The organism is Mesorhizobium sp. B2-5-7 (assembly GCF_006440875.1).
In the GTDB taxonomy this organism is placed as follows: Bacteria; Pseudomonadota; Alphaproteobacteria; order Rhizobiales; family Rhizobiaceae; genus Mesorhizobium; species Mesorhizobium australicum.
This window is the reverse complement of the sequence record NZ_VFUO01000001.1, coordinates 394,757-406,741: the sequence shown is the minus strand read 5'-3', so window position 1 is coordinate 406,741 and position 11,985 is coordinate 394,757. Positions and strand designations below refer to the sequence as shown.

General features: G+C 63.5%; 9 protein-coding genes. 2 read left to right on the top strand and 7 right to left on the bottom strand.

Going from position 1 to position 11,985, the window contains the following annotated elements:
• Positions 1 to 42 precede the first annotated feature (42 nt).
• Together FJ543_RS01930 and mmsB are read left to right on the top strand one after the other, a co-directional pair.
• Entirely contained in the window at positions 43 to 1,209 is a 1,167-nt protein-coding gene (locus FJ543_RS01930; RefSeq protein ID WP_140615970.1) for an isobutyryl-CoA dehydrogenase, read from the top strand.
• Between the two features lie 26 nt (positions 1,210 to 1,235).
• The gene (gene mmsB / locus FJ543_RS01925) at positions 1,236 to 2,120 is read left to right on the top strand and encodes a 3-hydroxyisobutyrate dehydrogenase (RefSeq protein ID WP_140873563.1); all 885 of its coding nucleotides are present in this window, start codon (positions 1,236 to 1,238) and stop codon (positions 2,118 to 2,120) included.
• A 282-nt stretch (positions 2,121 to 2,402) separates the two neighbouring features.
• Here the strand turns inward: mmsB and FJ543_RS01920 are convergent, their stop codons facing one another.
• From FJ543_RS01920 to FJ543_RS01885, 7 genes are all read right to left on the bottom strand, one after another.
• Positions 2,403 to 3,047, bottom strand: coding sequence for a cytochrome c oxidase assembly factor Coa1 family protein (locus tag FJ543_RS01920; protein ID WP_015317451.1), 645 nt, complete (start codon positions 3,045 to 3,047; stop codon positions 2,403 to 2,405).
• Positions 3,048 to 3,128: 81 nt separating this feature from the next.
• On the bottom strand, positions 3,129 to 3,494 hold the full coding sequence (locus tag FJ543_RS01915) for a hypothetical protein (RefSeq protein ID WP_015317450.1): 366 nt from the start codon (positions 3,492 to 3,494) through the stop codon (positions 3,129 to 3,131).
• Between the two features lie 134 nt (positions 3,495 to 3,628).
• A complete protein-coding gene (locus tag FJ543_RS01910) occupies positions 3,629 to 5,008 on the bottom strand; it encodes an aspartate aminotransferase family protein (RefSeq protein WP_140714867.1) in 1,380 nt (459 codons plus the stop codon).
• 244 nt (positions 5,009 to 5,252) lie between these two features.
• Positions 5,253 to 7,322 (bottom strand): prolyl oligopeptidase family protein, encoded by a 2,070-nt coding sequence (locus FJ543_RS01900; RefSeq protein ID WP_140873561.1) that lies wholly within the window; start codon positions 7,320 to 7,322, stop codon positions 5,253 to 5,255.
• Between the two features lie 98 nt (positions 7,323 to 7,420).
• A complete protein-coding gene (locus FJ543_RS01895) occupies positions 7,421 to 8,581 on the bottom strand; it encodes an MFS transporter (protein ID WP_140873559.1) in 1,161 nt (386 codons plus the stop codon).
• Positions 8,582 to 8,677: 96 nt separating this feature from the next.
• Positions 8,678 to 9,853, bottom strand: a complete 1,176-nt coding sequence (locus FJ543_RS01890) for an MFS transporter (protein ID WP_140873557.1) — start codon at positions 9,851 to 9,853, stop codon at positions 8,678 to 8,680.
• A gap of 167 nt (positions 9,854 to 10,020) precedes the next feature.
• Positions 10,021 to 11,928, bottom strand: coding sequence for a phospholipase D-like domain-containing protein (locus tag FJ543_RS01885; RefSeq protein WP_140873555.1), 1,908 nt, complete (start codon positions 11,926 to 11,928; stop codon positions 10,021 to 10,023).
• Between the last annotated feature and the right edge of the window lie 57 nt (positions 11,929 to 11,985).

Genomic DNA, 11,985 nt, shown 5'->3' with positions numbered 1-11,985 from the left:
ACAGGCCAGCGGGCTAGCTGGCCAGCCTACAGGGAGCACGCCATGGACGCCGCGGTCGATGCGAGCACCAGCCAGTTCGAACTCAATGAGGAACAGCGTGCCATCCAGGAGATGGCGCGGGCCTTCGCCGCCGATCGCGTGGCGCCCAATGCGCTCGACTGGGACCGCAGGCGACATTTCCCCGCCGATGTGATTCGCGAGACGGGGCCGCTCGGCCTCGGCGGCATCTATGTCAGGGACGATGTCGGCGGTTCCGCGCTCGGCCGGCTCGACGCCGTGCTGATCTTCGAGGCGCTGTCGCACGCCGACCCGGCCTTTTCCTCCTTCATCTCGATCCACAACATGGTGGCCTCGATGATCGACCGGTTCGGCAATGATGAGCAGCGCCAGCGCTTCCTGCCGAAGCTCACCTCCATGGAATGGCTGGCGAGCTATTGCCTGACCGAGCCTGGCTCGGGTTCGGATGCGGCGGCGCTGAAGACGCGCGCGGCGAAAAGCGGCGGCGATTACATCCTCAACGGCTCCAAGCAGTTCATCTCCGGCGCCGGCGACAGCGATGTCTATGCCGTCATGGTGCGCACCGGCGCCGACGGCCCGAAAGGCATCTCCACCATCGTCGTGCCCAAGGATGCGCCCGGCCTCTCCTTCGGCGCCAATGAGCACAAGATGGGCTGGCACATGCAATCGACCCGCCAGGTCATCTTCGAGGATTGCAAGGTGCCGGCGGAGAACCTCTTGTCGGGCGAAGGCGCCGGCTTCGGCATCGCCATGGCCGGGCTCGACGGCGGCCGGCTGAACATCGCCGCCTGTTCGCTGGGCGGCGCCCAGTCGGCGCTCGACAAGGCGCTGTCCTATACCGCCGAGCGCAAGGCATTCGGCTCGAAGATCAACCAGTTCCAGGCCCTGCAGTTCAGGCTGGCCGACATGGAGACAGAGTTGCAGGCGGCGCGCATCTTCCTCTATGCGGCGGCCTCCAAACTCGACCGCAAGGCGCCGGACGCCGGTAAATGGTCGGCAATGGCCAAGCGCTTCGTCACCGACACCGGCTTCAACGTCGCCAACGACGCGCTGCAACTGCTCGGCGGCTACGGCTACCTGCATGATTACGGCATCGAGAAGCTGGTGCGCGATCTCAGGGTGCACCAGATCCTCGAAGGCACCAATGAAATCATGCGCGTCATCATCGCGCGCGCCCTGATCGGCCGCTGACGCCAGCAAACTCCGGGAGAGAGACTATGACGACGATCGCCTTCATCGGCCTCGGCAATATGGGCAATCCGATGGCCGCAAACCTGGTCAAGGCTGGGCATGCCGTGCACGGTTTCGACCTGATGCCGGAAAACCTCGCGGTCGCGCGCGAACATGGCGTCGTCGTTATGGCCAATGCGCTCGCGGCGGTGAAGGATGCCGACGTGGTCATCACCATGCTGCCGGCCGGCAAGCACGTGCTGTCGGTCTATGGGGACATTGCTCCCAAGGCCAGGAACGGCGCGCTGTTCATCGATTCCTCGACGATCGACGTCGAATCGGCGCGCAAGGCGCATACGATTGCAGCAAAGCACGGCCTGCTGTCCATCGACGCGCCGGTTTCGGGCGGCACCGGTGGTGCCACGGCCGGTACATTGACCTTCATGGCTGGGGGAGCCGACGATGCTTTCTCGGCCGCCGAGCCGATCCTGAAGCCGATGGCCGGCCGCATCGTCCATTGCGGCGGTGACGGCGCCGGACAGGCGGCGAAGATCTGCAACAACATGATCCTCGGCATTTCGATGATCGGCGTCGCCGAGGCGTTCGTGCTGGCGGAAAAACTCGGCCTGTCGCATCAGGCGCTGTTCGACGTCGCCTCGACCTCGTCGGGCCAGTGCTGGTCGCTGACCACCTATTGCCCCGTGCCTGGCCCGGTTCCCACTTCGCCCGCCAACAGGGATTACAAGCCCGGATTTGCGGCGGCTCTTATGCTGAAAGACCTGAAATTGTCGCAGGAAGCAGCGCTTGGCGCGGGCGCGATGACACCGCTTGGCGCAGAAGCGGCGCAGCTCTATGCCCTTTTCAACGCCCAGGGCCATGGCGGCGCCGATTTCTCCGGCATAATAAATTTTCTGCGCGGCAACTCGGCGTAAGCAGCGGATTTGGTTTAGTTTTTTTCGGGTTCTTCGGACCAAGGGCCGCAAATTTAGATTTGCTTAAGCTCTCGATAACTCCGCGGTAACGATGTCCCTATAAAACAGATTGCGAGGCGGACATATCGCATCCGCCCGGCGCTCCGGATCAGGTCTCGCGTACCGGAGCCCGTAAGTTTCGCAAGTGTCTTGGTAGCGAAACGCCATGCGTATCTGGCAAAGCCGCGTTCCCGATGGGGCGCGGTTTTTGCATTTCCGGCCCCTTTATTACCGACGATCCGTCTATATTCCGATCGCCGCACCCGGGATCGGCACATGGTCTTCATTGGTCAGCACGATCGGTGCATCGACGCCGTCGACGCGGACCACGAGCAGGCGCGTGCTCCATGTGCCGGCATTGCGAACCAGATGGGAATATACGGTGCCCTTGCCCTTGGCGCCGTGGACGGGAATGCTGAACTGGGCGTCGCCCGCGCCATTTGCATTGACGTTGAGATGACCGCCGACCCAGAAATTGTCGGCCAAATCGTCGCCGATGGCGGCCTTGACCCGAACATCGGTGCGGACGGCGTCCATGGTCATGCGGTAGGCGTCGCTGCCTTTGAGCACGAAAGGGATGCTGCCGACCATCGTCGCACAACCGCCGATACTGACCACCCATACGGCAAGGCCGGCAATCGCCCAATTGCGCTGCGTCTTGCGGAACTGCTCGGCGTCGCGCCAAGCCCGGTTTTGCCAAGCCCAGCGGCTGCCGCGCGCGCCGAGCACGAAGATCATGATGAGGTTGACGACGGGGATCAGCGCCAGCAGCGCGATGAAGGTGCTGTTGCCGATGCCCCAAATCCAGTTGAGGAAGAAGGCGCCCCAGTTCCAGCGATCGAGTTCGGCTGGAATTTCAGCCGGTTGGTTGAGCGGTTGTCCGGCCATGTTGTTCCCCATCGGCGTGTATGCCGATTGGTTCTAGCGCAAGACTTCGACGATGCGCAAAAAAGTTCCGGGGCTTCCGCCTCAACCCTTTGTGGAAAGGCGGCGAAAATTTGCCCTCACCGCGCGGCCGGCCGGCTTCAGCGCTGCGCTGATCGACCGTTCGGCCGCGACGCCGTTGAACAGCGACGGCGTTCGACCCGAGAGAACCTCCGGCCAGAAACGTGACGCCGATTGCAGGAAAGACATTTGCGCCGCAAGCGCGCCCTCGGCCATGGCGACGGTCTTCTCGCTGACAGCCATTGCCGTCTCCGCGCTCCAGGGCTCGCCGCTTCGCGCCTCCATGGCCATCAGCGGCAGCCGCATCATCACCACCAGCGGCGCCAGCATCAGGTCCGCGCCAAGGCTGGCCGCCTCTTGCACGCGTCGGCTTTTGCCGGTCTTTCTCATGTGGGCAATCCCCTGTCGCGGCCGGATCGGCCGCCCCTTACATTACGCGCCGAAGGCGAAATTCGTTCCCGCTCATAGCGCATATTTCCGGGATTGGGCGTTTCTTCGCAAAAACGCCCAATCGAGGTTTGCTCCTATCGCTTGCGCAGGTCCGCCTGTGCCAGGTCGAGCGCCTTGCCGATGCGCTCGCAAGCCATGTCGATCGTATTACGGGTCCAGATCAGCGGCGGCGACAGGATCATCGTGTCGCCGGTGGCGCGCAGCATCATGCCGTTGGCGATCGCGTGGTCGCGCACCGTCACCGCGGCACTCCCCGACGGCAGGAAGCGCTCCTTCGTCGCCTTGTCCTTGACGATCTCGATCGCGCCCATCAGGCCGATCGAGCGCACCTCGCCGACCAGATCATGCCCGGCAATACGCTCCTGCAACGCGCTAGCGAAATAAGGTCCGGTGTCGTTCCTGACACGGTCGACCAGCCCTTCCCTCTCGATGATCTCCAGGTTCTTCAAGGCCACGGCGCAAGCCACCGGGTGCCCCGAATAGGTGTAGCCATGGTTGAACTCGCCGCCCTTCTCGACCAGCGTCGAGGCAATGCGGTCGCCAACCAGCAGCGCCGAAAGAGGCTGATAGCCCGAGGTCAGCGCCTTGGCCGTGGTGATGGTGTCCGCCTCGATGCCGAAGGTCTGCGCCGCGAACCACTCACCTGTGCGGCCATAGCCGGTAATGACCTCGTCCAGCATCAAAAGCACATCGTATTTGCGGCAGATGCGCTGCACTTCGGGCCAGTAGCTCGTCGGCGGTATCTTGACGCCGCCAGCGCCCATCACCGGCTCGCCGATGAAGGCCGCGACCTTGTCGGCACCGGCCTCGAGGATGGCGTCCTCGACGGACTTTGCCGCGCGCAGGCCGAAATCGTGGTCGCTTTCGCCCGGCAGAGCCAGCTCGTAGGCATAGGGCATCATCACATGGACGATGTTGGGCACCGCACCGTTGAGCTGCTTGTGCATGGCATCCATGCCACCGAGCGAAGTGCCGGCAATGGTCGAGCCGTGATAGGCCATCTTGCGCGAGATGACGCGGTTCTTCTCCGGCTTGCCCTCAAGCACCCAGTAATGGCGCACCAGGCGCAAGGCGGTGTCGTTGGCCTCCGAACCGGACGAGCCGTAAAACACCTGGTTCACGTTGCGTGGTGCGATCTCGGCCAGCTTCTTCGACAACAGCACCGGCGTCGGCGTGGAGCATTTGAAGAAGGAATTGTAGTAAGGCAGTTCCTTCATCTGTGCATAGGCGGCCTCGGCCAGCTCGTCGCGGCCGTAGCCGATATTGACGCACCACAGGCCGGCCATGCCGTCCAGCAGTTCCGTCCCTTCGGAATCGTAGATGAACGGGCCATTGGCGCGGGTGATGACGCGCGCGCCTGCCTCACGCAGCTCCTTATGATCGGTGAAGGGATGCAGGTGATGCGCGGCGTCGATCTGCTGAAGCTGCTTCAGCGAATAATTCTGATAGGTCATTGATCTGGTCTTTCCTCTGAAATCATTCCGGCGGTGCCGGGGCGAATTCGTCAGAGGACGGCAGGCGGCGAATAGCCGATGCGGGCGCACAGCCGCAAAAGCTCGGCGCGCAGCGTGCGTGACGACGGTGTCACCGCGACCCGGAATGCGCGAGCTGATAGTGTAGCGAGAGCCATGAAGGTACCTTAGAGCAAAGGGCGGTCGAGGTGAACCACCCTTTGCTCAGGGGTGCCATGGAATGAGGTCAGGCTTTTCCGCCCAGTGCCCGCTGCAGGAAGACATACTTCATCGCCGTCTGCGCCGCCTGCGGCCGGCGGTCGCCGCGCCCGCCATGTCCGCCCTCGGTCTCCTCGAAGAACAGCGTCCTGCCATGTCCTGCCTCGTGCAGGCGGGCCGCCATCTTGCGCGCATGGCCGGGATGGACCCGGTCGTCGGCGGTCGAGGTCGTCAAGAGCACCGGCGGATAGGCGGCATCGGCCTTGACATGTTGATAGGGTGAATAGGCGGAAAGCCACTTGGCGTCTTCCGGCTTTGACGGATCGCCATATTCGGCCATCCACGAAGCGCCCGGCGGCAATTCGGTGTAGCGCAGCATGTCGAGCAGCGGCACCTCGATGATGACGGCGCCGAAAAGCTCGGGATGCTGCGTCAGGGAAGCGCCGGTCAGCAGGCCGCCATTGGAGCCGCCCTGGATGCCGAGCGATTGAGCCGTTGCTATGCCGCGTTCGACGACGTCCTGCGCCACTGCCGCGAAATCATCAAACCCGTTCTGGCGCTTGCCTTTCAGCGCCGCCTGGTGCCAAGCCGGTCCGAACTCGCCGCCGCCGCGAATGCAGGCCTGCACATAGGCATTGCCTTTCTCCAGCCACAGCCTGCCGCGCACGCCGGCATAGCCGGGCAACAGCGGCACTTCGAAACCGCCATAGCCGTAGAGTAGCGTCGGCACCGGACCGTTCTGGTCGCGCCGCCTGACGACGAAATAAGGGATCATCGTGCCGTCCTTCGAGCGCGCCTCGAACTGCTCCGAGATCAGCGGCGAGGCATCGAAGCGGGCCGGCTGCGATTTCACGGTCGCCAGCGTCTCGCCATTGTCATCGGACCAGATGATCGAGCTTGGCGTCAGGAAATCGGTGAAGGAAAAGGAGACGGTGGAGCCGAAATGCTCGGCATGGCTGATGCCGACAGTGCCGTTTTCAGGCAGCACGACGGGTTTCAGCGACCAGGCGCCGCGCTCGCGGTCGCAGACGAGAACCTTGCCGCGCACATTGTCCATCAAGCTGATGAACAGGCGGTCCTGAGTTCTGGCGAGCCCGGCAATGGAAACCCGATGCGCCGGCGCCAATAAGGTTTCGATGGCGCCAAAACCGCCGGCTTCGATCCAATGCGCGAAGTCGAAGGAGTAAAGCCCGTCCGGCTGGCATGCGGTGCCGTCCGGCGCCGTCCATGGTGTGCGCACCCCGAACACCAGTTGATCCCTAAAGAGCGAGGTGTCGGTGACGTCGTCGGGCAGCGGGATACGGCGGTTCTCGCCCGAAGGCAGCCGCAGGAAACTGTGCGATGCAAAGAAATTGAGTGTCCGCGCCAGAAACAGGTGACGCTTCTCGCCGTCGAACTCGACACCGGCGCCAACGGCAAGATCCTCGATCTCTCCCTCGAAGATCGGGGTCGCCTCTTCCAGCCTGGTGCCCCGCTTCCAGAGCTTGACCACACGCGGATATCCGGACTCTGTCTTGTCGGCCTCTTCGAAAGCGGCCGAGACGATGACCGTATCCTCGTCCAGCCAGCCGAAGCCCGATTTCGAGGCCGGTGCCTGAAAACCGCCTTCCACGAAGGACTTGGCCGCGATGTCGAACTCGCGCATCGCGCTGGCGTCACCGCCATCGGGCGACATCGATACCAGGCAGCGGTTGAAATCGGGGTAGAGCCTGACCGCGCCGCCGAACACCCATTTTATCCCCTCCTTCCCAGCCAGCTGGTCGAAGTCGATGATCGTCTCCCAGTCGGGCTTGTCGGTCTTGTAGGAAGCGACCGTCGTGCGGCGCCACAGGCCGAGCGCATTGGTCTTGTCCTGCCAGAAATTGTAGACATGACCGGCGATCGCCGCGCCAACCGCGATATTGTCCTCGGCCGTCATCAGGTCGAGCGCCGTGTGGAACGACGCCTGGTAGGATGGGTCGCCCTGCAATTCCGCTACAGTGACCTCGTTCTGGCGATGCACCCAGTCGAGCGACTGTTTGCTGGTCCTGTCTTCCAGCCAGAGGAAGGGATCGCCGGTCTTCTGAAAGGGCTGGGCTCTGGTCGTCGAAGCGGTCATGCAGGTCTCCGGGATTTTGAACGGCTTCGCCTACATTGCGTTGGCGGCGCTGACATTCAAGGTGCGATACGGCCTTTCGCGGCCCTTGCGGCGTTGCTTCACCGCACCCGCCGACGGATAATCGTCGCCAACGCAAGCACGGCGCAGATCGCGCCGAGCGTCAGCGGCAGGCCGCTCGCACCGGTCACATCCATTATGCCGCCCGCTAGCGGCGGGACGACAATGCCGCCGACACCCCACATCAGGGAGAATGCCGCATTGCCGGCAACCAGCGCCGAACCGGTGAAGCGCTCGCCAAGTTCGATGATGGACATCGTGTAGATGCCGTAGGACACAGCTCCCCAGACGAAGACGCAAGGCCAGATCAGCGGCGTGTCGATCAGCATCGGCAAAAGCACGCAGCCAAACAGCGTCAGCAGGACGCAGATGAAGCGCACGAGACGGGCCGTCAGCCGCTCGGCCAGCAGGCCAAGCGGAACCTGCATGGCGATGTTGCCGGCGATCATGACCGACAGCAGCGCCGACATGCGAGCCTCCGCGATGCCATGATGCGTGCCGTAGACGGGCAGCAGCGCCAGCACCGCCTGCTCGAAGCCCGCGGCTACGACCACCGCCGACAGAAGCAGCCATGCGAGCGGCATGAAAGCCATCACCGAAACCTGATGCCCGGCCTCGTCTACTCTGGGCAGCCGTGGCAGAACCGACGCCAGGCAGATGCCGCAGAGCACGAAGGCGCCAATGCCAACAAGGAACGGCGGCCAGCCTTCTGTGCCAACGGCGAGCAGGCAGAGCGGGCCGGAGGCGAAGCCGGCCGAAATGATCGTCGAATAGAGGCCCATGATGCGGCCGCGCCGGGCCGGCGGCGCCAGCGCGATTACCCAGATTTCGCTGAGCACATAGAGCGGGTTGGTCACGGCGCCGATCAGCAAGCGCAGCGGAAACCAGAGATAGACGTTCTGCGTCCAGCCGATCAGCGCCAGCACGACAGCTGAAAGCGCCGCGCAAGTGAGGGCCGTGCGCCCTGCTCCGAACCGCCTCGCCAGCGCTGGAATAATTGGCGACGAGACGATGAACCCGATCGGCGTCATCGCCGCCGACAGGCCGATCATCGCGGGCGAGACACCCTGGCGCTGCAGGATGAAGCTCAGCAGCGGATAGGACAGGCCCTGCGCGATGGCGAAAACGGACACGGTCGCGATCACACCGGTGATCGCTGCCCATCGCATCGTCTCGTCGCTTCTCGTGTCCACCAGGTCCATGATCCATAACGCTGTCGCGGTTGCAGACTTAGCGGTTCGGCCCGGCGGCGGTAAGCCCCGCGGCCCGGACGGATGCCCGGCTCCAGCCAAACCCTGTCAGGAGCCTGCGCGGCTGGCCGATCTATAAAGCGCGAAGGCGACCAGCAAAGCGTCGAGGCCAATGATCACGGTTGGCAAACCCACCGGCCCGATCGCCTGCATCAGCAGGCCCGCGCCCGGCGGACCAACGATACCGCCGACACCCCATAGCAAGGCGAACGCCGCATTGCCGGTGACCAGCAGCGAACCTCTGAAGCGGCTGCCGAGTTCGACCAGCGCCATCGTATAGACACCGTAGCCCACCGCGCCCATCACCAGAAGCACGCCCCAGATCAGCTGTGTGGTAATCAGCAGCGGGAGCAGAACAGCGCAAACGGTCGTCGCCACCGCGCAGGCCAGGATCATCGGTCGGCCACCGAAGCGTTCGGCGAGCAGGCCGAGCGGGATCTGCAGAAGGATGTTGCCCAGCGACAGCGACATCACCAGCGCGGCGAGCACCGCCTCGGGCAAGCCATAGCCGGCCCCAAACACGGGAACCAGGGCATAGGTGCTTTGCTGGACGGCGGCCGAGACCAGCACCGCCAGCAGCAGCGCCGGCGCCAGCCGGGCAAAACCGACAAAGCTGCCGGCAGGCTGGCCGTCATCCTCGAAACCGGCGAGCTTCGAGGAGACAAGGCGCAAAATGACGGCACAGAGCAGGAAACCGACGATGCCGACGCTGAAGGGAGCCCAGCCCTCGATACCGACCAGAGTGAGCGTAAAGGGGCCGGCGGCATAGCCGGCGCCCATCAGTGTGTTGAACACGCCCATCACTCGCCCGCGCCGCGACGGCGGCGCCAGCGACAGCGCCCAGACTTCGCCCAGCACATAGAGCGGGTTGATGACGATGCCGATGATGAATCGGATGACGTACCAGGCAACCCAGTCTTGCAGACAGAAGATGGCCAGGAAGCACATCGCCCCAATCAGCGAGCAGCCAACCGCCAGGTTTCGCGCCCCGACCAGCCGCACGGCAGCCGGCACGAAAGAGGCCGACAGAATCAGGCCAACCGGCATCATCGCCGCCGACAAGCCGATCAGGGCGGGCGACATGCCTTGCTTCTGCATCAGGAGCGTAAACAGCGGCGAGCTCAACCCTTGCGCCGCTCCGAACATGGCTAATGCGGCGGTGACGCCCGCGAGCGCCGCCCATTGCGTTCCCGCTTCGCCTTCGCTCGAGCCGGTCGCGACCATGCCGTCATCCATGTCAATGCGGCCATCGGCCAGCAAGCACGACTAGCTACTGGTTCGACCAGAGGAAAGGAAGAGCCGAACCGGAGATCCGCTTGCACCAAGGAAATCGACCGACCGGCCGACGCCATCGGCCCGGATGAACGAACCTTGGATACAGAACGCGATGGCTACGGGAAGTAGCGGGCGATTGCGCCTTTCTTGCCGTCCGCATAGGGCTTCAGCCACTTGTCGTCGATGGCAATCCCGTCAGCATCGGAAGGGCCCTTGCCGATCGTCCTGCGCCAGGCCCGGAACTTATAGTGGTCGAAGACGTCGAGCATGTGCACGGCATAGGCCGCGGCAAAGGTCTTGTCGCCTTCCACGATGACCAGATTCTCGTCGTTTTCGTAGGAAGCCTTGTAACCGAGGTTATGGCTGCCGGTAATGACGGTGGCGTTGTCCTCCATCGGATCGATGATAACGATCTTATCGTGCACGATCGCGTGGCCGACGGTGAGCACTTCGGCCTGGAAATCCGTCGCGATCGTGGCCCCGGTCAGGTTCGCCGCCCGTACGATGGAGACATTCGGGGCCTCCCAGACTTTCTCCGGACAGACAAAGGGCGACTTGCCGTCCTTGTTCGACTTGTGGGTGACCGGATCCTTGGTGGGAGCGACATAGTTGGGCATGGCCGTCTCGTCGCTGATCGCGCCCTGCACGATGAGGTTCGGATCGGCTTTCGCCGCCGCAACCGCCTGGTCCACGATCGAATTTTCGCCGAGCAGCGAAGGGTTGAACACCAGGAACAGCACGGCCCGCTTCGCCGCTTTGATGCGGGCAAAGACGTCCTGGAGGTCGACCGGACGCACCGAAATGTCCTTCTTGTTGCGGTTCGGGTCGTTGGGCGAAAACCACACCGTCATGCCGTCCAACCCCACCGAGGCGCCGTTGAGGGGGTTTGGCATGTGGTTCTCCTTGCGGAACGGCACGCCCTGCGTCTGCGCGACGTGGCCGGCAGCACTTTCGGAAGCCGGTGGCGGAAACACATCGGCTTTCATGCGTTCCCAATAGGCGTCGAACACCTCCGCCATCGCCGGATCGTCGCGAACAAAAGCGTTGTTGGACTGGCCGCATATGCCAGTCGACGTCCAGTTGGTACTGCCGGTCATGACCGCTTGCGGATTGCCCTGGGTGTCGCGGTAGACGACGAACTTGTTGTGGCCGATATGGTTGTTGTTGAACAGGCGGTCCGTCACCACGACGCCCGCATCGTGCAAACGCTTCCTGTAGGGTGCGTTGCCGGCATCCCAGGCCTTGGTCTGGTCATCCCTGCCGGAATTGGAGAGGATGACTTCGACTACATCCCTGGCTGCGATGATGGCGTCGCACAATTCGTCGTCGCCGAGCTCATAGAGCGCAAGCCTGACCGTGCCGCCTTCGGCCTTGGCCCGTTTCAACAGGCTGGTCAGCACGTCAGGCACGTCGCCATGCAGATAGGCGCGGATCTTGCTGGTCGGGTCTTGCAGCAGCGCCCTGATCTTGTCGCGCTGGCCGACCTTGATGCCGGCTTCCGCCAGCGCATGCGACATCCATTGCGTCGAAAGCACGCCGTTAGTGAAGGCAACGCGTGCCTTGCCGAACATTTGGCCCAGGAAGATTGGCGGACTGACCGCGCCCTGCCCAAGATAGCCAAGGGGTCGCGCCGGTCCGGTATAGGCGGGTTTGCCGTCGACGACCTGATCGGGGCGCACCGGCACGGGATCGAGGCCCGCCTTCATGTCGCCAACGGGACGCACGCGGTAGGCGATCATTTCGCCGTCCGGCCTGACGTCTATGCTGTCGCGGCGGCGCCTGACAGTCAGATCGCGCCAGAATGTCTTCTGCACCGGCCAGACACCGGTATCCTGAGGAATCCATCGGGGATTGCGCTGACCCTTGAAGGGCACCCAGGACGCAAGGCAACGCTCCTCGCCTGTATCGGGATAGAGGCGCACGATCTCGAAACCGAGGCAGCCTGGGATCATCCCGTCAACATCCCAGGAAAGGAACGCGACTTCGTTGTTTGTCGCGGCACGCACTTTGACGACGTCAGGCATGGCGTCCCTCCAAAAGCAGTTCAACGCGCAAGTATGTCAGAAGTAAAAGACGGTACT

Bases quoted from the DNA above. Each gene is read 5' to 3' on its own strand.
- FJ543_RS01930 (WP_140615970.1), top strand. From the start codon at position 43: ATGGACGCCGCGGTCGATGCGAGCACCAGCCAGTTCGAACTCAATGAG.
- mmsB (WP_140873563.1), top strand. From the start codon at position 1,236: ATGACGACGATCGCCTTCATCGGCCTCGGCAATATGGGCAATCCGATG.
- FJ543_RS01920 (WP_015317451.1), bottom strand. From the start codon at position 3,047: ATGGCCGGACAACCGCTCAACCAACCGGCTGAAATTCCAGCCGAACTC.
- FJ543_RS01915 (WP_015317450.1), bottom strand. From the start codon at position 3,494: ATGAGAAAGACCGGCAAAAGCCGACGCGTGCAAGAGGCGGCCAGCCTT.
- FJ543_RS01910 (WP_140714867.1), bottom strand. From the start codon at position 5,008: ATGACCTATCAGAATTATTCGCTGAAGCAGCTTCAGCAGATCGACGCC.
- FJ543_RS01900 (WP_140873561.1), bottom strand. From the start codon at position 7,322: ATGACCGCTTCGACGACCAGAGCCCAGCCCTTTCAGAAGACCGGCGAT.
- FJ543_RS01895 (WP_140873559.1), bottom strand. From the start codon at position 8,581: ATGGACCTGGTGGACACGAGAAGCGACGAGACGATGCGATGGGCAGCG.
- FJ543_RS01890 (WP_140873557.1), bottom strand. From the start codon at position 9,853: ATGGTCGCGACCGGCTCGAGCGAAGGCGAAGCGGGAACGCAATGGGCG.
- FJ543_RS01885 (WP_140873555.1), bottom strand. From the start codon at position 11,928: ATGCCTGACGTCGTCAAAGTGCGTGCCGCGACAAACAACGAAGTCGCG.